General features: G+C 66.7%; 26 protein-coding genes and 1 tRNA gene. 20 read left to right on the plus strand and 7 right to left on the minus strand.

From position 1 onward, the window contains the following. Positions 1-2 precede the first annotated feature (2 nt). The 3 genes from AVKW3434_RS13600 to AVKW3434_RS13610 are packed head-to-tail and all read left to right on the plus strand — an operon-like array spanning position 3 to position 1912. The gene (locus AVKW3434_RS13600; RefSeq protein ID WP_272568678.1) at positions 3-362 is read left to right on the plus strand and encodes a PilZ domain-containing protein; all 360 of its coding nucleotides are present in this window, start codon (positions 3-5) and stop codon (positions 360-362) included. 60 nt (positions 363-422) lie between these two features. After that, entirely contained in the window at positions 423-1235 is an 813-nt protein-coding gene (locus AVKW3434_RS13605) for a TatD family hydrolase (RefSeq protein ID WP_284406265.1), read from the plus strand. Next, positions 1232-1912 (plus strand): ankyrin repeat domain-containing protein, encoded by a 681-nt coding sequence (locus AVKW3434_RS13610; protein WP_284406266.1) that lies wholly within the window; start codon positions 1232-1234, stop codon positions 1910-1912. The genes AVKW3434_RS13605 and AVKW3434_RS13610 overlap by 4 nt, the downstream gene beginning before the upstream one ends. 49 nt (positions 1913-1961) lie before the next feature. Here AVKW3434_RS13610 and msbA read toward each other — a convergent pair whose 3' ends face one another. Continuing rightward, positions 1962-3743, minus strand: coding sequence for a lipid A export permease/ATP-binding protein MsbA (gene msbA, locus AVKW3434_RS13615; protein ID WP_284406267.1), 1782 nt, complete (start codon positions 3741-3743; stop codon positions 1962-1964). A 122-nt stretch (positions 3744-3865) separates the two neighbouring features. Between msbA and tolB the strand changes: the two genes are divergently transcribed. From tolB to AVKW3434_RS13645, 6 genes are all read left to right on the plus strand, one after another. Next, positions 3866-5185: a Tol-Pal system beta propeller repeat protein TolB gene (tolB, locus tag AVKW3434_RS13620; RefSeq protein WP_272569667.1), complete on the plus strand. Its 1320-nt coding sequence runs from the start codon at positions 3866-3868 to the stop codon at positions 5183-5185. A gap of 47 nt (positions 5186-5232) precedes the next feature. Next, entirely contained in the window at positions 5233-5784 is a 552-nt protein-coding gene (gene pal, locus AVKW3434_RS13625) for a peptidoglycan-associated lipoprotein Pal (protein ID WP_284402253.1), read from the plus strand. Continuing rightward, on the plus strand, positions 5784-6578 hold the full coding sequence (gene ybgF, locus AVKW3434_RS13630; RefSeq protein WP_284406268.1) for a tol-pal system protein YbgF: 795 nt from the start codon (positions 5784-5786) through the stop codon (positions 6576-6578). Before pal ends, ybgF begins: the two co-directional genes overlap by 1 nt. Positions 6579-6625: 47 nt before the next feature. Next, a complete protein-coding gene (locus tag AVKW3434_RS13635; RefSeq protein ID WP_284406294.1) occupies positions 6626-7405 on the plus strand; it encodes a tRNA threonylcarbamoyladenosine dehydratase in 780 nt (259 codons plus the stop codon). A 69-nt stretch (positions 7406-7474) separates the two neighbouring features. Next, positions 7475-7550: transfer RNA gene (locus AVKW3434_RS13640), tRNA-Lys, on the plus strand. 221 nt (positions 7551-7771) lie between these two features. Next, entirely contained in the window at positions 7772-8389 is a 618-nt protein-coding gene (locus tag AVKW3434_RS13645) for a DUF4124 domain-containing protein (RefSeq protein ID WP_284406269.1), read from the plus strand. A 424-nt stretch (positions 8390-8813) separates the two neighbouring features. On the opposite strand, the gene AVKW3434_RS13650 is transcribed toward AVKW3434_RS13645, so the two are convergent. The 4 genes from AVKW3434_RS13650 to AVKW3434_RS13665 all read right to left on the minus strand — a co-directional run bounded on the left by AVKW3434_RS13650 (position 8814) and on the right by AVKW3434_RS13665 (position 9921). After that, positions 8814-8987 (minus strand): hypothetical protein, encoded by a 174-nt coding sequence (locus AVKW3434_RS13650; RefSeq protein ID WP_284406270.1) that lies wholly within the window; start codon positions 8985-8987, stop codon positions 8814-8816. Between the two features lie 9 nt (positions 8988-8996). Continuing rightward, positions 8997-9173, minus strand: a complete 177-nt coding sequence (locus AVKW3434_RS13655; protein ID WP_284406271.1) for a DUF3606 domain-containing protein — start codon at positions 9171-9173, stop codon at positions 8997-8999. 111 nt (positions 9174-9284) lie between these two features. Then, complete coding sequence (locus AVKW3434_RS13660) at positions 9285-9566, minus strand: hypothetical protein (protein ID WP_272568689.1); 282 nt, start codon at positions 9564-9566, stop codon at positions 9285-9287. 43 nt (positions 9567-9609) lie between these two features. Continuing rightward, a complete protein-coding gene (locus tag AVKW3434_RS13665; RefSeq protein ID WP_284406272.1) occupies positions 9610-9921 on the minus strand; it encodes a hypothetical protein in 312 nt (103 codons plus the stop codon). 153 nt (positions 9922-10074) lie between these two features. Between AVKW3434_RS13665 and AVKW3434_RS13670 the strand changes: the two genes are divergently transcribed. Both AVKW3434_RS13670 and AVKW3434_RS13675 read left to right on the plus strand, forming a co-directional pair. Further along, positions 10075-10434 (plus strand): hypothetical protein, encoded by a 360-nt coding sequence (locus tag AVKW3434_RS13670; RefSeq protein WP_284406273.1) that lies wholly within the window; start codon positions 10075-10077, stop codon positions 10432-10434. Positions 10435-10522: 88 nt separating this feature from the next. After that, positions 10523-10675, plus strand: coding sequence for a hypothetical protein (locus AVKW3434_RS13675; protein ID WP_284406274.1), 153 nt, complete (start codon positions 10523-10525; stop codon positions 10673-10675). A gap of 105 nt (positions 10676-10780) precedes the next feature. Here the strand turns inward: AVKW3434_RS13675 and AVKW3434_RS13680 are convergent, their stop codons facing one another. Next, entirely contained in the window at positions 10781-11683 is a 903-nt protein-coding gene (locus AVKW3434_RS13680) for a LysR family transcriptional regulator (RefSeq protein ID WP_284406275.1), read from the minus strand. Positions 11684-11764: 81 nt separating this feature from the next. Between AVKW3434_RS13680 and AVKW3434_RS13685 the strand changes: the two genes are divergently transcribed. The 4 genes from AVKW3434_RS13685 to AVKW3434_RS13700 all read left to right on the plus strand — a co-directional run bounded on the left by AVKW3434_RS13685 (position 11765) and on the right by AVKW3434_RS13700 (position 16963). Beyond that, positions 11765-13117 carry an acyclic terpene utilization AtuA family protein gene (locus AVKW3434_RS13685; RefSeq protein ID WP_284406276.1) on the plus strand — a complete coding sequence of 451 codons (1353 nt, stop codon included), beginning with the start codon at positions 11765-11767 and terminating at the stop codon, positions 13115-13117. Between the two features lie 23 nt (positions 13118-13140). Further along, on the plus strand, positions 13141-13575 hold the full coding sequence (locus tag AVKW3434_RS13690) for an AtuA-related protein (protein ID WP_284406277.1): 435 nt from the start codon (positions 13141-13143) through the stop codon (positions 13573-13575). A gap of 80 nt (positions 13576-13655) precedes the next feature. After that, positions 13656-14681: a Bug family tripartite tricarboxylate transporter substrate binding protein gene (locus AVKW3434_RS13695; protein WP_284406278.1), complete on the plus strand. Its 1026-nt coding sequence runs from the start codon at positions 13656-13658 to the stop codon at positions 14679-14681. Between the two features lie 188 nt (positions 14682-14869). Then, entirely contained in the window at positions 14870-16963 is a 2094-nt protein-coding gene (locus AVKW3434_RS13700; RefSeq protein ID WP_284406295.1) for an alpha/beta hydrolase domain-containing protein, read from the plus strand. A gap of 78 nt (positions 16964-17041) precedes the next feature. On the opposite strand, the gene AVKW3434_RS13705 is transcribed toward AVKW3434_RS13700, so the two are convergent. After that, complete coding sequence (locus tag AVKW3434_RS13705; protein WP_284406279.1) at positions 17042-18502, minus strand: aminotransferase-like domain-containing protein; 1461 nt, start codon at positions 18500-18502, stop codon at positions 17042-17044. Between the two features lie 168 nt (positions 18503-18670). On the opposite strand from AVKW3434_RS13705, the gene AVKW3434_RS13710 reads away from it, so the two are divergent. From AVKW3434_RS13710 to nusA, 5 genes are all read left to right on the plus strand, one after another. Further along, positions 18671-19438 (plus strand): c-type cytochrome, encoded by a 768-nt coding sequence (locus tag AVKW3434_RS13710; RefSeq protein ID WP_284406280.1) that lies wholly within the window; start codon positions 18671-18673, stop codon positions 19436-19438. Next, positions 19435-20718: a cytochrome c gene (locus AVKW3434_RS13715; RefSeq protein WP_284406281.1), complete on the plus strand. Its 1284-nt coding sequence runs from the start codon at positions 19435-19437 to the stop codon at positions 20716-20718. The genes AVKW3434_RS13710 and AVKW3434_RS13715 overlap by 4 nt, the downstream gene beginning before the upstream one ends. A 17-nt stretch (positions 20719-20735) precedes the next feature. Beyond that, positions 20736-21116: a thioredoxin family protein gene (locus AVKW3434_RS13720; RefSeq protein ID WP_284406282.1), complete on the plus strand. Its 381-nt coding sequence runs from the start codon at positions 20736-20738 to the stop codon at positions 21114-21116. 252 nt (positions 21117-21368) lie between these two features. Beyond that, positions 21369-21959 carry a ribosome maturation factor RimP gene (gene rimP, locus AVKW3434_RS13725; protein ID WP_284406283.1) on the plus strand — a complete coding sequence of 197 codons (591 nt, stop codon included), beginning with the start codon at positions 21369-21371 and terminating at the stop codon, positions 21957-21959. Between the two features lie 76 nt (positions 21960-22035). Next, positions 22036-23520: a transcription termination factor NusA gene (nusA, locus tag AVKW3434_RS13730; RefSeq protein ID WP_272568708.1), complete on the plus strand. Its 1485-nt coding sequence runs from the start codon at positions 22036-22038 to the stop codon at positions 23518-23520. Position 23521 lies beyond the last annotated feature (1 nt).

Consider the following 23521-nt stretch of genomic DNA (forward strand, 5'->3'; position numbering starts at 1 on the left):
CCATGAGCAGCCCCTCTACCGCGCCCCGTCCCAGCGTCATGCAGCTGGCTATCAAGGAGAAGGCGGCTCTGTATGCGGCCTACATCCCCTTGTTCGCCGAAGGCGGCATCTTTGTACCGACGCAGCGCGAATACAAGCTGGGCGATGATGTCTACGTGCTGCTGACGTTGCCGGAAGACACGCAGCGCTATCCTGTCGCGGGGCGAGTGGCCTGGGTGACCCCCGCTCGGGCGGCCGGGAATCGGACACAGGGGGTCGGCATTCAGTTTCCGAGGGACGAAAAATCCCGCATTCTCAAGCTCAAGATCGAAGAGTTGCTGGGGACCAGCCTGGGATCGGATCGGCCGACGCAGACCCTCTGAGCGCCCGGCGCCGTTGCCATGCCGACCGACTGCCGGTCGGCATTTTTGTTTGGATTGCGCATGTTCACAGATTCCCACTGCCATCTCACCTTTCCGGATTTGGTCTCCCAACTGCCAGCCATTCGCCAGGCCATGGCCGATGCCAGCGTGGATCGTGCGCTCTGCATCTGCACCACCCTGGAGGAGTTCTCCGATGTGCATGGGCTGGCCATGGCCTACGACAACTTCTGGAGCAGTGTGGGCGTGCATCCCGACAACGAGGGCGTTGCCGAACCTTCCGAGCAGGATCTGCTCGATCGTGCTGCCTTGCCGAGGGTGATTGCCATCGGCGAGACCGGCCTCGATTACTACGGCATGGAAGACCGCAAGGGGGGACGCAGCATCGCCGATCTGGAATGGCAGCGTGATCGTTTCCGAACGCACATCCGTGCTGCCCGCGCGTGCGGCAAGCCCTTGGTCATCCACACGAGAAGCGCCTCGGACGATACCCTGGCCATTCTGCGCGAAGAGGGCGAGAACGGAGTCGGTAACCGTGCGGGCGGGGTGTTCCACTGTTTCACCGAGACCGCCGAAGTGGCTCGCGCAGCCCTCGATCTGGGCTACTACATTTCGTTTTCCGGCATCGTGACGTTCAAGAGCGCTCAGCATTTGCGGGATGTGGCGGCTTTCGTGCCCTTGGACCGGATGCTGATCGAAACGGACAGCCCCTACCTTGCGCCGGTGCCCTACCGTGGCAAGACCAACAACCCGTCCTACGTTCCCTTCGTGGCGCAGCAACTGGCCGACGTCAGGGGGATGCCCGTGCAGGAGGTGGCGCTGGCCACGAGCCGCAATTTCGACACACTGTTCTTTTCTGGAGCCACCCCATCATGATGGTCCGTCGCCGAGTGCTCGCTTCCCTTGCTTTGGCCGCCGCGGCGCTGTGCGGCGCATGTGCCCACGCCGGTGCGTATGAGGATTTCTTTACCGCCGTATTGCGCGACGACGACTCCGGCATCAACTCATTGGTACGCCGGGGATTCGATCCGAATACGCGCAATCCGAAGGGTGAGGTCGCGCTCACGCTTGCGTTGAAAGAAGGCTCCATGCGCGCCTTTGCGGCGCTGATGGCGGCCAAGGGCATCAAGGTGGAAGAGCGGAACGTCAAGGATGAAAGCCCGTTGATGCTGGCCGCGATCAAGGGCAATGTCGAGGCGGCGCGCGCGCTCATTGCCAAGGATGCGGATGTCAACAAGACGGGGTGGACGCCTCTGCACTATGCGGCCTCCGGCACCACGCCGCAGCAGGCGGCCATCACCACGCTACTGTTGGAAAACCATGCCTACATCGACGCCGCGTCGCCCAATGGCACCACGCCCTTGATGATGGCAGTGAGCTACGGCACGGCCGACGTGGCCAAGCTGCTGCTGGACGAAGGAGCGGACCCCACGCTGCGCAATCAGATCGGTCTGGGTGCCGCTGACTTCGCGCGGCGTGCCGACCGCAAGGACATGGAGGAACTCGTGGCAGAGGCCGTGCGTCGGCGGCAACCCCGCCGCGGACAGTGGTAGGGCGGCGAAGCGTTTCGCGGTTGGGTCGGGCCCGGAGCGCAGCGGAGGTTCAGTGCCCCGCAGGGCGGGCCTGGAGTCGGGCGTAGAGGCCGCCTTGGGCGATCAATTCGGCGTGCGTGCCTTGTTCGGCAATGCGTCCCCGCTCCATCACCACCACCCGGTCGGCATGTTCGATGGTGGACAGGCGGTGTGCGATCACGAGCGTGGTGCGCCCCTGCATGAGGCGCTGCAGTGCGTCTTGCACCAGACGCTCTGATTCGGTATCCAGTGCCGATGTGGCTTCGTCCAGGATGAGGATCGGCGCATCCTTGTAAAGCGCGCGGGCAATGGCCAGGCGCTGGCGCTGCCCGCCCGACAGCTGCGTCGCGTTGTGCCCCACCACGGTGTGCATGCCGGAAGGCAGCGCCGCCACATGCTCGGCCAGGTTCGCGGCGGCCAGACAGTCCTGCACGCGCTGCTCATCGATTTCGCCGCCCAACGCCACGTTGGCTGCCACCGTGTCGTTGAACATCACCACGTCCTGGCTGACCATGGCAAATTGCGACCGCAGGGCTTGCAGGTTCCAGTGCGATACAGGCTGGCCATCCAGGAGGACCTGGCCTGCGCTCGGCGCGATGAAGCGGGGCAACAGGTTTACCAAAGTGGTTTTCCCGGCGCCGGACGGGCCTACGAGCGCCACGGTTTCTCCGGGGTGCACGGTCAGGTTCACACGGTCCAGGGCCATGGCCTGCTCTTCGCCGAACGCCACGGTGACGTCTTCCAGGGTAATGGCTCCCGAGGTGCGTGCGGGCGCGTGGTTGCCTCCGTCCTCTGCCCGGGTGTCCCCCAGCAGGGCCAATCCGCGTTCGAGGGCCGCGACTCCCCGGGTCACGGGATTGGCCACGTCCGCCAGGCGGCGGATCGGTGCGATCAGCATGAGCATCGCGGTGATGAATGCCGCAAAGCCACCCACGGTCACATCGCGGTCGCCGCTGGCATGGCTTTGCCAGAGCGCCACGCAAATCACGCCCGACAGGGCCGCGGCGGCGAGCAACTGGGTGAGGGGGGTCATCGCCGCCGAGGCGATGGTTGCCTTGATGGCCAGCCGGCGCAGGCTCTGGCTCAGAACACCGAAGCGCCGCGACTGGCTGGGTTGTGCCCCGTGCAGCCGAACCATGCGATGGGCCAGCACGTTTTCTTCCACCACATAGGCCAACTGGTCGGTCGCTTCCTGGCTGCTTTTGGTGATGCGATAGAGCCGCCGGGACAGCGTCTTCATGATCCAGGCCACGCCCGGCACTACGATGGCGACGATGAGCGTGAGCTGCCAATTGAGGTAGAGCAGGTAACCCAGCAGCGCAATCAGGGTGAATCCGTCGCGAGACAGCCCCATCAGCGCCTGCACGAGCAGCGTGGCACCGGTCTGCACTTCGTACACCACCGTGTTAGACAGAGTGCTGGCCGACTGCCGCGTGAACAGGGCCATTTCGGCTGCGAGCAGGCGGTCGAAGAGCGCCTCGCGCAGCTTCATCATGCCTTCGTTGGCAATGCGGGCGAGGGCGTATTGACCCGCGAACTGCGCCAGTCCCCGCACCAGAAACACACCCATGATGGCCAGCGGGACCATCCAGAGTTTCAAGGAGCCTTCGGTGAATCCCTGGTCGAGCAAAGGCTTGAGCAGGGCGGGAATGAGGGGCTCAGTGACCGCTCCGACCAGCGTGGCCAGCACGGCGAGGGTCCATGCAGAGCGCTGGTTGCCGAAGTAAACGGAAAGCCGCCGGAGCCTCGCGGCCAGGGTGAGGCGGGCAGTTTGCTCGGGAGCCGGAAGGGGGCGGGGGTCTGGGGCGTGCATGAGGCGCGGATTCTACGTAGGACCGCATCCAAACCTCGCACAGTTTGTCACAGGGGTATCCCACCAGTGTGTAACATCCACGGTCTGTCCACCGGCATTTGCTCGGTATCCGATGGCTGCCAATGACTATTGACCGAAATCCATCCTCCATTCTCGCTGCGGCCCTGCCGCACCTCTCTCGCCGGCACGCTATCACCGCGCTGGTTTCTTCCTCCGCACTGCCTGCACTGGCCCAATTCAGGGTCGAGATCACCGGCGTGGGTTTGACCCAGCTTCCCTTTGCGATCTCGCCGTTCCGTGGCGAGGCGCAGTCCCCGCAAAAGATCTCGGCCATCATCCAGGCCGACCTGGAGCGCAGTGGCCAGTTCCGGGCGGTCGATTCTTCCGGTCCGGCGCTCGACGAAACGTCGCGACCCGACGTCGCCCTGTGGAAGCAAAAGGGGGCGGAATCGCTCACGACCGGCAGCATCACGCGCTTGCCCGATGGTCGCTTCGACATCCGCTTTCGCCTGTGGGACGTGGTGCGCGGTCAGGACCTCGGTGGCCAGAGCTTCGTGGTCACGCAGGGCGACCTGCGTCTGGTGGCCCACCGCATCGCTGATTTCATCTACGAAAAGCTCACGGGCCAGCGCGGGGTGTTCTCGACTCGCATCGCGTATGTCACCAAGTCCGGCCCGCGCTACAGCCTCTGGGTGGCCGATGCTGACGGAGAGAACGCGCAATCGGCGTTGTCCAGCCCGGAACCCATCATTTCGCCGGCCTGGTCTCCCAGCGGTGGGCAATTGGCCTATGTGTCTTTCGAGTCGCGCAAGCCGGTTGTCTATGTACACGATGTGGCCTCAGGCCGGCGCCGCCTGATCGCCAACTTCAGGGGCTCCAACAGTGCGCCCGCATGGTCTCCCGACGGCCGTACGCTCGCCGTAACCCTGAGCCGTGACGGTGGCTCGCAGCTTTACACCATCGATGCCAATGGCGGCGAGCCGCGTCGGCTCATGCAGAGCACCGGCATCGATACCGAGCCCATGTTCTCGAGCGATGGCCGGAGCATCTACTTCGTGAGCGATCGGGGCGGCGCACCGCAGATCTACAAGGTCGGCGCTTCGGGCGGCAATGCCGAGCGTGTGACGTTCACTGGCTCGTACAACATTTCCCCCAGCATCAGCCCCGATGGCAAGTGGTTGGCTTACGTCTCGCGCATCGGCGGTGCGTTCAAGCTGCACGTCATGGATCTGGCGACGGGTACGGCCACGGCCGTGACCGACACCACTGCGGATGAAAACCCCAGCTTTGCACCCAACAGCCGCCTGATCGTCTACGCGACGCAGCAACAAGGCCGTGAAGCGCTCATGACGACCACGCTGGACGGCAAGATCAAGGCCCGCTTGGCCGGGCAGGGCGGTGATATCCGCGAGCCCGACTGGGGCCCGTTCCAAAAACAGTGACCGTCATCTTTCGATTTTTTGATCATTTGGACTTGAGGAGTATTTCAATGAACCGCTTTCCCTTCAAACGCATTTCCGCCATCTTCATCGCTGCAGCCATCGTTGCTGGCTGCAGCTCCGGCGTGAAGCTGGAAGACGTGCCTGTCGAAGACAAGGGCGCCACGTCGACGATGCCAGGCAATGCCGGCGCCAACCCCAACGGCGCTTCGCAAAGCGGCGTCGCTCCCGTGGACCTGAGCCAGTCGGCGCGCGATGGCGCGGGCCCGGTCGGCGTGAGCCGCATCGTGTACTTCGACTACGACAGCTATGCGGTCAAGCCGGAGTTCCAGTCGCTGATCGAGCAGCACGCCCGTTTTATCAAGGCAGGCCAGAACCGCAAGGTCATGATCGAAGGCCATACCGACGAGCGTGGCGGCCGTGAATACAACCTGGCCCTGGGCCAAAAGCGCGCAGAAGCGGTGCGCCGTTCGCTCGCCTTGCTGGGCGTGTCGGAAGCGCAAATGGAAGCTGTGAGCTTCGGCAAGGAAAAGCCTGCGGCACAGGGCAGCACGGAAGACGTGTACGCCCAGAATCGCCGCGTTGAGCTGTCTTACCGTTGATGAGCGCGCAGATGGTGGTTCCCCGCAAGGCACTTGCCCTGCTGGCCTTGGCCCTGTCGGCGGCTTTCGCTCCGGCAAGCCACGCCGCGCTGTTCGAGGACGAAGAAGCACGCCGCGCCATTCTGGAATTGCGTCAGCGTGTGGACACGCTGCAGCAGGCCAATCAGCGTGCGGGTGACGATCTTCGTCGCTCAGGCGACGAGACTTCCCAGATGCGCCGAAGCCTGCTCGATCTGCAGACGCAGATCGAAACCCTGAGGGCTGAGCAGGCCAATCTGCGTGGGCAGAACGAGCAGTTGCTTCGGGATGTCTCCGAGCTGCAGCGCCGCCAGAAAGACATCGCCCAAGGCGTTGACGAACGGCTGCGCCAGTTCGAACCTGCCAAGGTCACGATGGATGGTCAGGAGTTCCAGGCCGATCCCGCCGAAAAGCGGGATTTCGATGCGGCATTGGCGGTCTTTCGCACCGGCAAATTTCCGGATGCCGTGAGCGCATTCGGAAATTTCCTGAAGCAGTACCCGCGCAGCGGCTATGCGCCTTCCGCCAGGTTCTGGCTGGGCAATGCCCAATACGCTACGCGCGATTACAAAGAAGCCATCAACAATTTCAAGGCCTTGCTGGCTGCTGCGCCTGACCATGCGCGTGCCCCGGAAGCTGCGTTGTCGATCGCTAACTGCCAGATCGAGTTGAAGGACACGCGCGCCGCCCGCAAGACGCTGGAAGACCTGATCCGCGTCTACCCCCAGTCCGAAGCGGCTGGAGCGGCCAAAGAACGCTTGTCGCGCCTGAAGTGAGCGGCGCGGTAGAGCTTTCGGCAGAAATCCATTCGCACGTCCACGCGATGCAGGATGCCGGCACTGCCTATCTTCAGCGCCGCTTCGGCGGCCTGGAGCGGCTGTACGGCGTGGATGGCGCCGCGCGCATTCGCAACGCGCATGTGGCCGTGGTGGGCATTGGCGGCGTGGGCTCCTGGACTGCGGAAGCGCTGGCGCGCAGCGGTATCGGGCACCTCACGTTGATCGACCTGGATCAGGTGGCGGAGTCCAATATCAACCGCCAAATCCATGCCCTTTCCAGCACGGTGGGCCAGGCCAAGGTCGAAGCCATGCGAGACCGCATTGGCCAGATCAATCCAGAGTGCCAGGTGACGTGCATCGAGGAGTTTGCGGATGCCGACAACTGGCCGGCCTTGTTGCCGCATGGAGTCGATGCGGTGGTGGACGCCTGCGACCAGGTCAAGACCAAGGCGCTGATCGCTGACTGGGCGATTCGCGGTAAGCATCGGCTGGTGGTGGTGGGTGCTGCAGGCGGCAAACGGCTGGCGTACAAGGTGGACATCGACGATCTGTCCAACACCACGCACGATCCGCTGCTCGCCCAGATGCGTTACCGGCTGCGCAAACACTATGGTGCTGCGAAAGAAGGGCGCCGCATCGGTGTCCAGTGCGTGTTCAGCCGGGAAGCGGTGGCACCTCCCCATGCGTCCTGTGATATCGCGGGCGATGGTGACGGTTCACTCAATTGCCATGGCTATGGCTCGGTGGTGGCGGTGACCGCCACGTTTGGCCAATGCGCTGCCGGATGGGTCTTGGACATGCTGGCAACCGTGCCAAAGCGGTAGATCCACATAGAAAAGACGCTATAATCCGAGGCTTTGCTGCATGGGTTCCAGGCCGATGTGGCAAAGGTTGGGACGTTAGCTCAGTTGGTAGAGCAGCGGACTTTTAATCCGTTTGTCGTGGGTTCGACCCCCGCACGTCCCACCAGATCATGCGAAGCGCTGCAGCTGTTCCAGTTGCAGCGCTTTTTGCTTTGTATGGGTGTGATGGGCTTTCTTCTGCAGCGGGCGACCAGTGCGCTTTATAGCGGCTACTGAAACTGCGCGTTTCGCGCTCGAACCTGCTGTTGCAATGTCGTGCTGAACTCAGCCTTTAGTGCGCGACGTTGCTGCGTTTCGCCTGCTAGAGTCTCGGCACGGAGGTCATATATGAATATCAAGGGACTCACCATGGTGGCCATGGTGCTGTGCGGCTGGACGCTATCGAGCACAGCGCAGGTTCATCGGTGCGCAGATGCCACAGGCAAGCTCACCTACTCCGATCAGCCCTGCCAGGCAAGCCAGGCGGGTGCACAGATCGAACGGCGTAAAACGGCGGAAGTGTTGCAGCAGGAACGCGCGGAGGCGGCTCGGGCCCATCAGCTGAAGGCGCAACAGCAGCGCGCCGAACAGGACGCGCAACGCCGTCCCACTCCAACGACTTCACCAGCGCCGACTGTCATGGCGCAAACGCAGCCCACCGTCGAGTGCCGTGCCGCGCAAAAGGAGTTGGAGTTCGTCTCCAGTATCCGCACCCTGTCTGGTGCAGAAAAGCGTTCACGCATGAACGCCGCGATCAGCGGAGTGAATGCCTCATGCGGTACGCAGACACCGCTCATTCAGGAACCACCCCCCCCTGTGATCCGGCAGATCGTCATGACGCACTGCGACACCAAGTTCTGCTACGACGATCGGGGTGCCGCTTATGGCCGAAGCGGGAACGGTGTGCTGACGGCGCCGGATGGACAGACGTGTACCGGGGCCGGCATGGCCTGGACATGCCAATGAAGATGCGTCGTCCGGTTTGACGGAGGGGGGGGCGCCACGCCGGTTGACCATTCATTGCACGGCGTTTGCGATGCCCTGCATGAGTGCGGGTGCGATCGCATTCAGCGCTTTCCTTTGGCATTGAAGTGAATCGTTCGCGCATCGAATCGCTACGGTGCGAATGAAAGCGGCAGCACAAAAAAGGCAGCCCGCACAAGGCGGGCTGAAACTTGCTCAAGAGCAAGAAAGGGAGGTGTCGACAGGGAGTGTCGACAGGTCAATATTAGGCGCTGTTGGCCCCCTTGTTGTCCCACTGCATGGAAAGTGGTGGATTGGTGCAAAATGGCGGGTTGACCTCGACGGCGCACGGGGCGGTGCGCAAAAGTCAAGCGCTTGCCTAGCGTCGATCACCCTTGCCAGCCCCGTTGCTGCAAATGCCCAACCCTCAAGAAAACTGGCGCGAAGGCGCGTCCGAATGGCTCATTTGCACGCGGGCCTCGTGTGCCTGATGTACCTGCTGCGGCAGCAGCGCGGGATTGGCACCCTGCACATCATCCGGCGCATCCGGCATGCACACTTGCCGGAGATCCGCCAATTTTCCAACCGGTTCTTCCCACATGGTGGTCACCTACCGATTCGCCAAATAGGAACGCACCGCCTGCGCAGAATTGCCCACGGCTTTCACCGCGATGCGCAACTCGTCCTCGGTGCAATTCAGAGACCGGGCCCAGTCGCGCACCTCATAGTCCTCGGCCAGGCTGATGAGCTTGCGGTCTTGCGCAGTTTTCGTGGCGTCGTCCGACATGCGTGGCTCCTGATGGAATGAGAGCGCCATGCTAGCTCTGCCGCTCGCGGTCTTCGCGTAGGACGATTGCGGCAGGACAATGCCATCGACCGCGATGGCCATGGGCGGCGGTCAAGGCCTGCGCTGCGGGGTCAGTTGAATGGTACCGATGCCCTGCGGTGCCTCGCGGGCGGTCAGCCAATGGATCCACAGGCCGCGAAGCCACGCCCCCATGTAGAGGACGCTGACGGCGAAGATGCCCCATTGGCCCGCCGTCCAGCTGGCATAGAACCAGAAGGGCTGGCCTAGCATGCCGAAGATGCAGGCCCAGCGCCGGCGTTCCTCGTGGCGCGATTGAGAGAGCCATGCCGCGGCGGCGCCCAGCAACGCGATGGCGATTTGGTCGAAGCCCATGGGTGTGGGAATGGCTGGGGACAGGACGGGCAACAACGCCGGTTCATCCCGCCAGATGAACGTCGAAGTACGCGCTTTCCGCCTCGCCCAAACCCTGGAACGCGGCCTGGCGCGCCGCGGTACTGGCCTTGCCCCATTGCCGCAGCAAGGCGAGATCGGCGGGTGGCACCACTTCGGGCGGCGACTCTTCCAGGCTGCGCAGCGTGTCCAGTGCCGCGGCGACCTGGGCGGCGGAGCCGAAGGCCTTTTCCATCGCCTTGGCATAGCGGCGTTCCGCGTTGGTGCGCTCGCGTTCGGGCAGGTTTTCCGGATAGTCGCGCAGGGTGACCGTGTAGGTGAGTTCTTCCGTTTCCATGGCGTGCTCCTTGTGTTGATGCTGTATGAATTTACAGTATTTTGGCCCAACTTTCATCCGGGTTTTTAGTGCCCGGCCGTTGGAAGCGCTGGTCCTACACCTGCCCGGCCATGCGCGGCATAGGCTGGCAGCTTCCTTTTCAGGAGCGAAAAAATGGCACACGACAAATTGACGCCCGAGCAGGATCGCCAGCGCGATCAGGGCCATTTCAACCTCTATGGAATGCGCGACGACGCGCGCGGCCGTGGCGAAGTGGACGGCGAGAACCCCGGCGATGGCGAAGGCCCCCGGCGCTTCGGAGCCAGTGGTGACGAATCCACGTACGCCAACCGCGCGCCGGAAGACGCGGTGCATGAGCATGCCACCGGCCCGATCGCCGCCGTCGATGCCTCCGGCTCGGCACGCGGCCTGGGCCTGGACTACGGGGGCGATGCGCACAAAGAGCCCCGGTTGTCCTCACGCCAGGGGGCGGCGCTGATCGGCGAGCTCGATGACCGAAAGAAGACGGAATAGGGCTTGCCGCATGCTGCAAGGCGCCTGTTTCGCCCGCTGCAGCGGCCCCGCCGACTCCCACGTTTCACCGTCCCTTGAAAGGCCATCGATGCACGCGTCCTCCATCCCCATTCCGACCCCGACCACCCCGCAGCCTCCGCTGGATACGCCGCCCCAGCCCGTCTGGACGCCTGTGCCCCCCGTCGAAGACCCGCCCGGGGGCGATGGGCCGCCCGTGCAGGAGCCGCCGCCTCACCACTGAGCCGGTGCTGCGCGCCGCAGCCGAGTACAGGTCCCGAGTCCGATCGGCCTTCACCGCTTTGTCCACGCCATGATTTGCTATGAAAAAAGTAGCGTCTGATGGCGCTCAAGGCCGGTGCTGCATGACCATGGAATACATCGCCTGGGCCGCGACCGACAGGCTGCGGTCCCGGCGCCGCACCAGATAGATCTGCCGGGTCAACCCCGGCAATGCCAGCGGCCGCGTCACCAGCCCGGGTTGGTCGAAGTGGAACAGCGTGAGCGTGGGCACGACGCTGATGCCCAGGCCCGCGCGCACCATGCCCATCACGGTGGCGAGCTGTTCCACTTCCATGAGCGTGTTCATCGCCTGCGGGTGCAGCGCCGCCTCCAGGTACTGGCGCACGCTGCTGGTTCGCGCCAGATGCACGAAAGGGAATGCTGCCAGGTCGGCGGATTGCAGCGCAACGACCTTGCCGCCATGGCGCCGGCGACGCGCGAGCGGATGGTCGGCGCGGCACACCAGGTGAAAGCCGTCGCTGCTGAATGGTTCGGCCTGCAATTCCGGCGTATCGGCCCGGATGGCGGCCAGCGCGAAATCGGCCTTGCCCGTGGCCACCCGCTCGATGCAGGGCTCGGACAGCACGTCGGCGATGTCCAGTTCGATGCCGGGATGGGCCGCGCGGTATGCCGCCAGCACACCGGGCAGCCAGCCCGCCGCGAGCGAGGGCAGCAGGGCGATCGCCACGCGCCCCCGGCGCAGCGTGGCGGTGTCGTGCACCGCGGCGAAGGCGTTGTCGACTTCGGCCCGGATGCGGCGCGCGGACTCCAGAAAATCCTCGCCTTCCGCCGTCAGGGCCACATGGCGCGTGCTGCGGTCGAACAACCGCAGCCCCATCGCATCTTCCAGCGTGCGGATGAGGGCGCTGAAGGCGGGCTGCGACAGGTGGCAGTGCGCGGCCGCACGCGTGAAGCTGCGCTGGCCGGCCAGGGCGATAAAGGCATCGATCTGCCGCGTGGAGATATTCATTGAAGAATTGGATGAATTGATCCTGATTATCTATTTCACAGAATAACGCGCGGGGCCTACATTGGCCGGCAGGAGACAACCATGGCCCCCCCAAAAAACCTGCTGGTCGGCTGCGCCGCCGGCTTCTCGGGCGACCGCACCGATGCCGCCGCACCCGTGGTGCAGGCCCTGATCGCCAGCGGCCAGCCCGCGGTATTGATTTTCGAAACCCTGGCCGAGCGCACCCTTGCCCTGGCCCAACTGGCGCGCCGCACGAACCCGGATGCCGGCTACGAGCCGCTGCTCGACGACCTGCTGCGCCCCGTGCTGGCGCAGTGCCTGCAGCACGGCATTCGCATCGTGAGCAATTTCGGCGCGGCCAATCCGACGGGTGCCGCGCACCGCATCCAGCAATTGGCCCAAGCGCTGGGTGCGCGCCGCCCCCGCATCGCCGTGGTGCAGGGCGACGACCTGAGCGGGGACGGGCACCGTGCCGTGCTGGCCCAGGCGCTGGGCGCAGCCCTGCCCACCGACCCCATCGTGAGCGCCAATGCGTACATCGGCGCGCAGCCGATTGCCGACGCGCTGCGCGCAGGCGCCGATATCGTGGTGTGCGGCCGCGTGGCGGACCCCTCGCTGGTGCTGGGGCCGGCCCTCGCGCATTTCGGCTGGGCTCCGGACGACTGGGACCGGCTGGCGCGCGCCACCATGGCCGGGCATCTGCTGGAATGCGGCGCGCAGGTCACCGGCGGGTATTTCGCCGACCCGGGCTACAAGGACGTGCCGGGCATGGCGCAACTGGGCTACCCCATCGCCGAGATCGACGCCGATGGCCACTGCACCATCGCCAAGCCCGCGGGCACGGGCGGGCGCATCGACGAGCGCACGGTGAAGGAGCAGCTGTTGTACGAACTGCACGACCCCGCCGCCTACCTCACGCCCGATGTCGTGGCCGACATCACCACCGCGCGCGTGCTGCCGGCCGGCACCGACCGTGTGCGGCTGGAAGGGGTGAGCGGCCATGCGCGGCCGCCGTCGCTCAAGGTGAATGTTTGCTTTGAATCCGGCTGGTTCGCCGAGGGCGAGATTTCCTATGCCGGGGCCCGTGCCGAAGCACGCGCGCGGCTGGCGGGCGAGGTCCTGCGCGAGCGCCTGGCCGGCGTCGCGCCGCTGCGCATCGATCTGATCGGGGTGACCAGCGTGTTCGGCGACGACGCCGGGCACTGGCGGGACGCGGCTGCGGCCGGCGATGCCCGCGATGTGCGCCTGCGCGTGGCGTTGCAGCACCGGGAGCACGCCAGCGCCCAGCGCCTGGTGCGCGAGGTGACGGCCCTGTACTGCTGCGGCCCGGCGGGCGGCGGCGGCGTGCGCACCGCGATGCGACCGCGCCTGGGCACGGTGTCGTGCCTGGTGCCGCGCGAGTCCGTGGCCGTGGGCCACGTGATGCTGGATTGACGCCGAGCCCCGAGGAACCCGCCATGACCACCGCCACCCCTTCGATCCCTGCATCGGCCGCCGCGCCATCTTCCGCTTCGGCCTCCGCTACTGCCACCGCCGCGCCCTTGACCGTGCCCCTGTACCGCCTCGCTCACAGCCGCACGGGCGACAAAGGCAACCGCTCCAACATCAGCGTGATCGCCTGGCATCCCGCGCTGTGGGAGGTGTTGACCGCGCAGGTCACCGAGGCCGCCGTGGCGCGCCAGTTCGCGCTGCGCCGGCCCAGCCGCGTTGCGCGCTACCTGCTGCCGAACCTGCACGCCATGAACTTCGTCATTGACGACGTGCTGGACGGCGGCGTGAACGATGCGCTCAATCTCGACAGCCACGGCAAGGCGCTGTCGTTCCTGCTGCTCGACTTGCCCGTCGAGGTGCCTGCCGCCCTGGCCGGGCACCTGGCGGGACCGCCCGGGTGACGCCTTTCGAATGCCGCAGCCGGCCATGCGCCGGGCCCGCGGTCCTGCATCGCTTTTTCCATAACCACACAGGAGACGACATGAACCCCTTTTTCCACCCCCAGCCTCGCCCCGAACCGCACCGGCGCGCCTCGCGCCGCCATGCGCTCGTCGCCACCGTGGCGGTGGTTCTGGGCCTGGCGGTGGCCGGGCCGGCCGCTGCCCAGGCCCCGGCCTATCCGTCCAAGCCCATCACCTTCGTCGTGCCGTTCGCGGCGGGTAGCGCCACCGACCAGCTCGCGCGCGCTATCGGCCAGTCCGTCACCACCGACACCAAGCAGGCGGTGGTGGTGGACAACAAGGCCGGCGCCAGCGGCATGATCGCCGCGCAGGCCGTGGCCAAGGCCGCGCCGGACGGCTACACGGTGCTCATCACCACCAACACCACGCACGCCGCCAACGAGCACCTGTACAAAAAGCTGTCCTATGACCCGGTGAAGGATTTCGTGCCGGTCACCGGCCTGGGCAAGGGCGGCCAGGTGCTGGTGGTGAACGCCGCGGCGCCCTACAAGAACGTGGGCGAGCTGATCGCGGCGGCCAGGAAGAGCCCGGGCAAGCTCAGCTTCGGCAGTGGCAGCTCGTCCAGCCGCGTCGCGGGGGAGATGCTCAAGCAACTGGCCGGCGTGGACATCCTGCACGTGCCCTACAAGAGCAACCCCCTGGCCATCACCGACCTGCTGGGCGGGCAGATCGATCTGATGATCACTGACACCTCCACGGGCGTGCCGCAGATCAAGGCCGGCAAGCTGCGCGCGCTGGGCTATTCGACGAAAAAGCGCGGCGCGCAACTGCCCGACGTGCCCACCATCGAGGAGGCCGGCGTGAAGGGCTACGACATGGGCTACTGGTTCGCCGCCTACGTGCCGGCTGGCACGCCGGCCCCCGTGGTGGCGCGGGTCAACGAACTGCTCGGGCAGGCCACCAAGAGCGCGGCGGCCCAGTCGTTCTACGACATGGCGGGCTCCGAGGCCTGGACCACCACCTCCGACGAACTCGCGAAGTTCCAGGCCGCCGAGACCCAGAAATGGGGCCAGGTCATCAAGGCCGCGGGCATTCAGCCCGAATAGGTTTTCTCTCGCCCCTCACGGCCCATCGGGCCGCGCCCTGAAGGCGCGCACGTCCCCGCCGCAGCGCACGGCGGGGTGGCGCAGCCTTGCCCTGTACCGACGACAACACCCAAGAACACTTCGGAGACAAGACCATGACATTCCCGTCCTTCGCGATTTCCCCGCTGGGTCGACCCCGGCTGCGCGCCATGGCGCCCGTGCTGGCCGCGGCGCTGCTGGCCGCCTGCGGCGGCAGCGATTCCCCGCCCTCGGCCACCGCTCCGCAGATGCGCCTGTCCATCACGGCCACCGAGGACGTCGCGGGCACCTACGGCAGCGTGGGCGCCTACGAGAAACTGACCGGCACCCTGCGCGGCGAGGTCGATCCCGCCGACCCGCGCAATGCGGTGATCCAGGACCTGCAACTGGCCCCCGTCAATGCGCGCGGCATGGTGGAGTACAGCGCCGATTTCGTGATGCTCAAGCCCAAGGACATGGCCCGCGCCAGCGGCGTGCTGCGCTACGACGCTCCCAACCGCGGCAACATCCTCACGCAGCCCAACCCGGCCGCGACGCCGGGCGATGCGGTGTACTTCGAGCGGGGCTACGTGATGCTGTATTCGGCCTGGCAGGGCGACGTGCCCAAGAGCACGCCTGCGCGCCTGACCGTGACGGTGCCCGTGGCCCGGAACAAGGATGGCAGCACCATCACCGGCCCGTACCGCACCGAACTCGTGCCCACGGCCACCGTGCCCGCCATGGCGCTGCCGGGCGGCGTGTTCAACGGCACCATGATCCCGTACGAGCCCGCCAGCCTGGACAACACCCAGCCCGGCTATTCGCTCACCCGCCGGCGCAACGAGACCGATGCGCGCGAGCCCGTGCCCGCGGGCCAGTGGAAGTTCGCCACCTGCGATGCGGCCGCCAACCCGTTCCCGGGCACGCCCAGCCCGGCCAGCGTGTGCCTGCAGGGCGGCTTCGATCCGCAGTACCTGTACGAGCTGGTCTATGTGGCGAAAGACCCCAAGGTCATGGGCGTGGGCCTGGCGGCGCTGCGCGACACAGTGAGCTTTTTCCGCAGCGCGGCCGCCGATGCCGAAGGCCGGGCCAACCCGGTCGCCGGCCGCATCCAGTCCACGCTGGGGCAGGGCACCTCGCAGTCGGGCAACGCGATGAAGACCTTCCTGCACCTGGGCTTCAACCAGTCGCTGCGCGGCGGCAAGGTGTTCGACGGTATGTTCGCCCACGTGGCCGCGCGCCAGACCAACATCAACACGCGCTTTGCCGTGCCGGGCGGCGGCGGCGGGCTGCGCACCGACCACACGGCCTTCGGCCAGACGGCGCCGCGCGGGCTGGACAAGGACTACAGCGACGAGGTGAGCGGCCGGCAGGGCGGCGTGATGAAGCGCTGCGCGGCCACCGACACCTGCCCGAAGTTCTTCCTGGGCCTGTCGGGCACCGAGTTCTGGCAACTGCAGGGCTCGCCGGTGCTGACGGATGCCAACGGCCTGCGCGACCTCGCCCAGCCCGCCAATGCGCGCATCTACTACTACGCCAGCACGCAGCACGGCGGCACGGGCGGCACCGAAAGCATCAGCTACGCGCCCACGCGCAATGTCTATCCGGCCGGCACGGTGGTGCACTTCACCGACACCTTCCGCGCGCTGTTCATCGCGCTGGAAGACTGGGTGGTGCGCGGCACCGAGCCGCCAGCCAGCCAGGTGCCCAAGGTGGCCGACGGCACGCTGGTGCCGCCCGCGAAGCTCGTGTATCCGGCCATGCGGGGATTGACCTGGAGCGTGGGCGGCACGCCGACCGCCATCCCGGCGTTCGACTACCTGGCGCGCTACAACGGCTTCTCGCTGCTGGACTTCGGGCCGCAGTACGTGCCGCAGGACGAGTCCGGCATCGCCACGCTGCAGCCGCCGCGCGCCGTGGGCCGCGACTACGCCATCCTGGTGCCGCAGGTGGACCCGTCCACCGGGCTGGCCCGCGCCGGCATCCCGAGCGTGGAAGCGCGCGCCCCGCTGGGCACGAGCATCGAGTTCAACTACGTGGCCACGCCGGGCATCACCGATCTGTCCAACCTCACCGGCAGCTTCATTCCCTTCCACAAGACGCGCGCCGCGCGGCTGGCGGCGGGCGATGCGCGGCCTTCGCTGGAGGAGCTGTACGGCACGCAGGCCGGGTACGTGGCCGCGGTCACCCAGGCGGCCGATGCACTGGTGGCGGGGCGCCTGCTGCTGCGGCGCGATGCGGATGCGCTGGTGGCCAAGGCCAGGGCGTCTTCCGTGCTTCCCTGACGCGGAAGGATGGCGGGGCGGCGGTTTGAAAGAAAAAGTGCCGATGCCCTAGTCATCATTGCCTCCATTGCTATTGATTTAATAGCAATCGGTAGCGGCGTCGGGGGACCCGCCCCGGCACAGCGCGCCGGCCAGTGCGCCCACGGTTCGCAGGGCCTCGTCGAAGCGCGCCACGGCCGGGTGGCCGCAGTTGATGCGCACGCAGTGCGAGAAGCGCCGGTCGGTGGAAAAGAGGTGCCCCGGTGCCAGGCTGATGCCCCGGCTCAGCGCCGCGCGGTGCAGGGCCAGGGCATCCATGGACTGGGGCAGCTCCACCCACAGGAAATACCCGCCGTCCGGCCGCGACACGCGCGTGCCCGGCGGAAAGTGCGCGGCAATCAGCGCCCGTGCACGCGCCTGCTGGCGCGCCAGCGTGCCGCGCAACTGGCGCAGGTGCCGGTCGTAGCCGCCCTGGTCCAGGTATTCCGACAGCGCCTGCTGCGACGGCGTGGCGGTCGAGAGCGTGGTCATCAGCTTCAACCGCTGCACCGCGCCGGCAAAGCGTCCCGCAGCCACCCAGCCCACGCGGTAGCCGGGCGCCAGGCATTTGCTGAACGAGCTGCAGTGCAGCACGTGGCCCCCGGTGTCGAAGGCCTTGGCCGGAGGCGGGCGGCGCGGGGCGAAGTGCAGCTCGCCATACACGTCGTCCTCGATCAGCGGAACGCCGTGGCGGGCCAGCAGCGCCACCAGCGCCGCTTTGCGTTCCTCGGGCAGGGTGCTGCCCAGCGGGTTCTGGAACGTGGGCATGAGCCAGCAGGCCTTGACGGGGTGTGCGTGCAGCGCGCGCTCCAGGGCGCCCAGGTCGATGCCTTCGCGCGGGTGGGTGGTGATCTCCACCGCGCGCAGCCGAAGCCGCTCCAGCGCCTGCAGCGCCGCGTAGAAGGTGGGCGACTCCAGCACCACGATGTCGCCCGGCTGCGTGGTGGCCTCCAGGCACAGGTTGAGCGCCTCCATCGCGCCGTTGGTGGTCACGATCTCGGCCGCATCCACCGCCATGCCGTGCAGGCCGTAGCGCAGCGCGATCTGCTGGCGCAGCCGCTCGTCGCCCGGCGACAGGTTCTGCACGATGGCGGCCGGGTCCAGCCGGCGCATGCCGCTGGACAGGCAGCGCGCCAGCCGCGCCAGCGGAAAGAGCTCAGGGCCCGGAAACGCCGACCCGAGCGGCACCAGGTGCGGCTCGCGCGCCGAACCCAGCACGTCGAACACCAGATCGCTGATCTCCACGCCGCGCGAGCCGTCGTTCGGCGCCGAAGGCTGGGGCTCGGCTGGGACGCGGTCCGTGGCGGACGGCTGCCGGTGGCTCACGTAGTAGCCCGAGCGCGGCCGGGCATGCACCAGGCCCTGCGCTTCCAGCAGGTCGTAGGCCGCGAACACGGTCGAGGGGCTGATGCCCCGGGTCCGGCTGGTTTCCCGCACCGAGGGCATGCGGTCGCCCGCGCGCAGGGCGCCGCTGTGGATCAACTGAGCGAGGGCGTCAGCGTGGCGTTCGTAGCGTTTCATGGACGGGAGCGGACCGGGGAGGGGTGGTGGATGGACCGTGGCGGCGTGGACGGCATGCAACTGATCCGTATTTTTAGCGGCAAACTGAATCTGTACTGTTTTGCACGGGGTGCGTAGAGTCGCACCATGGCAGACCCGCTGCATTTCCCACGTCCGAACGGATCCCCCATGAATGAAACCGCACGCCGGGCCGGGCGCCTGGCTTGGCCGGCCCTTGTGTCGCTGCTTGCGCTGCTGATGGCGGCGGGGCCGGCCGCCGCGGCGGCCCCTGCCGACGGGCCGGCCGCTCCTGCCCTGGGCGACCGCGTGCTGGCCTGCACCGCCTGCCACGGCCGGGAAGGGCGCGCCACCCAGGAGGGCTACTTTCCGCGCATCGCCGGCAAGCCGGCGGGATACCTCTACCACCAGCTGCTCAATTTCCGGGACGGCCGCCGCAGCTATCCGCAAATGGCCTACCTGCTGGAGCACATGACCGACGACTACCTGCGCGAGATCGCCGCGCATTTCGCCGCGCTGGACCTGCCCTACGCTCCGCCGCCCCCGGCCCGGGCCACGCCTGCGGCCCTGGATCGCGGGCGCACGCTGGTGCGCCAGGGGGATGCGGCGCTGGGCATTCCGGCCTGCGTGCAGTGCCATGGCGCCGCCATGACCGGCGTGGCCCCGGCCATTCCCGGCCTGCTGGGGTTGCCGCGTGACTACCTCAACAGCCAGATCGGCGCCTGGCAGACCGGCCAGCGGCGCGCCCAGGCGCCCGACTGCATGGCCCACGTGGCCCGGCAACTGGCACCCGAAGACGTGAGCGCGGTCACTGCCTGGCTGTCCGCACAGGCCGTGCCCGCCGATGCACGGCCTGCCGCTGCCTTGCCCGGCCGGCTGCCGATGCCCTGCGGCGGCGTGGCCGCCGCCGGCACAGGCGCATCGGGGGGCTTGCAATGAAGCGCGCGCTGAAAGGGCTGGTCGGCCTGGTGCTGCTGGGCGCCTTGGCGTGCGCCGTGGTGGTGTTCCTGAACCTGCGCGGCGAAGCGCCCTTGCCGCCCCAGGACGTGCCCCTGGCACAGCCTGCGCCGCAGGCCGTGCAGCGCGGTGAATACCTGGCGCGTGCGGGCAATTGCATGTCGTGCCACACCGCGCAGGGTCGGGCGCCGTTCGCCGGAGGCCGGGGCGTGGAGACGCCGTTCGGCGTGGTGTTCGCCAGCAACCTCACGCCCGACGCCGAAACCGGCCTGGGGCGCTGGACAGCGGCGGAGTTCTGGCGCGCGATGCACCACGGCCGGTCCCGGGACGGCCGGTTGCTGTACCCCGCGTTTCCCTACCCCAACTACACCCACGTCACGCGCGAGGATTCCGACGCGATCTACGCCTACCTGCGCAGCCTGCCGGCCGTGCAGCGGCCCAACACGCCCCATGCGCTGGCGTTCCCGTTCAGCACGCAGGCCGCGCTGGCCGGCTGGCGCGCGCTGTTCTTCCGGCCCGGCACGCTGGCGCCCGATCCGCAGCAGTCGGCCGAGTGGAACCGGGGGGCTTACCTCGTGCAGGGGCTGGGCCATTGCGCGGCCTGCCACAGCCCGCGCAACGCCTTCGGCGCGACGAGCGAATCGCAGGCGTTCCGCGGTGGTCTCATCCCGGTGCAGAACTGGTATGCCCCGGCCCTCAACGTCGCCGCCGAGGCGGGCGTGGCCGGCTGGCCGCAGGAAGACGTGGTGGCGCTGCTGCGCACCGGCGTGGCGCCGCGCGGGTCGGTCACCGGGCCCATGGCCGAGGTGGTGTTCCGCAGCACCCAGTACCTGAACGATGCCGACCTGGGCGCCATGGCGGTCTACCTGCGCGCGCTGCCCGCACACGAACGCCCGGCACCGGTGGTGGCACCCCCGTCCGCTTCGGCCATGGAGCGGGGCGCCGCCGTGTATTCGCAGCAATGCGCGCAATGCCACGGAGACCGCGGCGAGGGCCGGCCTGGCGCCTTTCCCGCACTGGCGGGAAACCGCGCCGCGACCATGGAAAACCCGACCAATCTGGTGCGCATGGTGCTCCTGGGCGGCTACCCGCCCACCACGGCCGGCAACCCGCGCCCCTACGGCATGCCGCCGTTCCGGCACGTGCTGGGCGACGACGATGTGGCGGCGGTGTCGACCTATGTTCGCAACGCCTGGGGCAATAGGGCGGCCAGTGTGGGTACGATGGACATCTACCGCGCCCGCGAGGGGCGCCATCCCTGAGCCCCATCCTTTCTTCCATGCACGCACCGGCTGCCTCTCCCGACACTTTCTTCCCCAGTGCGAACGCCGGCTGGTGGGTCGTCTGCCTGTGCGCCGGCTGGTGCGGTGCGTGCCGGGAATACCGGGCGGTGTTCGACACCGTGGCGCAAGCCCATCCGCAGGCCCGCTTCGTGTGGGTGGACATCGAAGACGAGGAAGACCTGGCCGGCGATCTGGACGTGGAAACCTTTCCGACCCTGCTCATCGCCGATCCGGCCGGCGCGCGCTTTCTCGGCCCGCTGCTGCCCCAGTCCGGAGTGCTTTCGCGGTTGCTCGACAGCCTGGCATCCCAGCCTCCGGCAGGGCGGGATCCACAGGCCCAGGCGTTGATCGAACGGGTGCGCGCAGCCCGTGGATAGCGGAGAACCGCCGGGTTTTTTGCCCGCTCGCCGCAGGGCCGACCGGGACGCCTGTGGCGCCAATGCAAATTGCATGCCGCCGCCTTTGCAAAGCGGCGCGCGACAGGCTACAATTGCGTCTTCACGACCAAACGGGCGGGTACCTACCGCCCGTTTTTTTTGGCCGTTCGCTTTTGGAGCTCGAAGCTGCCCTGGAAGGTCCTAGGTGGTTATCGGGTTTTTTGTACTTCTGGATACTGAACAGAACAACACGTGGCATTGCAGCAGATCGTTGAACAAACCGTGACCGGGCTGGGCTATGACCTGGTGGAGATCGAGCGCTCCGCCGGCGGCCTGCTGCGCATCACCATCGATTTGCTCTGGCAGGTGCCCGTGGAGGGTGAGTCCGTGCTGCCCGAGCAGTTCGTCACCGTGGAAGACTGCGAAAAGGTCACGCGGCAACTGCAGTTCGCGCTGGAAGTGGATGGCGTCGAGTACAAGCGGCTGGAGATCTCCTCGCCCGGCATCGATCGCCCTCTGCGCCACGAGCAGGATTTCATCCGTTTCACCGGGCACATGGTGGACCTCACGCTCAAGGCGCCCATCGGCGAGGCTGGCGGCGGTCAGGTCAATGCCAACCGCAAGAAATTCCGCGGCACGCTGGAGCGTACCGAAGCCGGTGGATGGCAGGTCGTCTGGAGCGAAGAGCCGCCCGTGAAGCCTGGCCAGCGGGTCAGCAAGAAACGCGTACCGGCGCCGCTGCAAGCGCTGGGTTTCACGCTGGACGAACTGCGCGATGCGCGCCTGGCGTCCATCGTCGATTTCAAGGGGCGGGGATCCAAAGACGGGCCGGTCCAGGCCTGACACACCGAACGAATACAAAGGTTGGCGCGCGCGGCGCGGCGGCCTTCAAGAGATTGAAAAATAGGAGAGTCGTCGCATGAATCGCGAACTGTTGATGTTGGTCGAAGCCATTTCGCGTGAGAAGAACGTGGAACGCGATGTGGTCTTTGGCGCCGTCGAATTGGCCCTTGCCCAGGCCACGAAGAAGCTGTACCAAGGCGAAGTGGACATCCGTGTCGCCATCGACCGTGACAGCGGCAACTACGAGACTTTCCGTCGCTGGCTCGTCGTGCCCGACGACGCCGGTCTGCAGAACCCCGAAGCCGAAGAGCTGCTGATGGATGCCCGCGAGCGCATCGCCGACATCGAAGTGGGTGAATTCATCGAAGAGGGTGTTGATTCGGTGCCCATCGGCCGCATCGGCGCGATGGCTGCCAAGCAGGTCATCCTGCAGAAGATCCGCGACGCCGAGCGCGAGATGCTGCTCAACGACTTCATGTCGCGCGGCGAAAAGATCTTCACCGGCACCGTCAAGCGCATGGACAAGGGCGACATCATCGTCGAGTCGGGCCGGGTGGAAGGCCGCCTGCGCCGCTCCGAGATGATCCCCAAGGAAAACCTTCGCAATGGCGACCGGGTGCGCGCCATGATCATGGAAGTCGACCTCACGCTGCGCGGTGCGCCCATCATCCTCTCGCGCTCGGCGCCCGAGTTCATGATCGAGCTGTTTCGCAACGAAGTGCCCGAGATCGAGCAGGGCCTGCTGGAGATCAAGAGCTGCGCGCGCGATGCCGGCAGCCGCGCCAAGATCGCGGTGCTTTCGCACGACAAGCGCGTCGATCCCATCGGCACCTGCGTGGGCGTGCGTGGCACGCGTGTCAACGCGGTCACCAACGAGCTGGCCGGCGAGCGGGTGGACATCGTGCTGTGGTCGGAAGACCCCGCTCAGTTCGTGATCGGCGCGCTGGCGCCGGCCAACGTGTCGTCCATCGTGGTGGACGAAGAGAAACACGCCATGGACGTGGTGGTGGACGAGGAAAACCTCGCCATTGCCATCGGCCGCGGTGGCCAGAATGTGCGCCTGGCTTCCGACCTGACGGGCTGGAAGATCAACATCATGGACGCGGCTGAAAGTGCGCAAAAGCAGGCCAACGAGACCGACACGGCCCGCAAGCTGTTCATGGAAAAGCTCGATGTGGACGAGGAAATCGCCAACATCCTGATCGAGGAAGGCTTCGCCAGCCTCGAAGAGGTGGCCTACGTGCCGCTGCAGGAAATGCTGGAGATCGAAAGCTTCGACGAAGAAACCGTGAACGAGCTGCGTGCCCGCGCCAAGGATGCGCTGCTCACCATGGAAATTGCCCGAGAGGAAAGCGTGGACGGCGTTTCGCAGAACCTGCGCGATCTCGAGGGCCTCACGCCCGAGTTGATCGGCAAGCTCGCCGAAGGCGGCGTGAACACCCGGGATGATCTGGCCGACTTAGGCCTTGACGAACTGACCGCCCTGACCGGCCAGTCTGAAGAAGATGCCAAAGCCTTGATCATGAAGGCGCGCGAACATTGGTTCGCGGGGCAAGAGTAGG

Origin of the sequence: Acidovorax sp. SUPP3434, assembly GCF_030159015.1 — a bacterium.
GTDB lineage: Bacteria > Pseudomonadota > Gammaproteobacteria > Burkholderiales > Burkholderiaceae_C > Paracidovorax.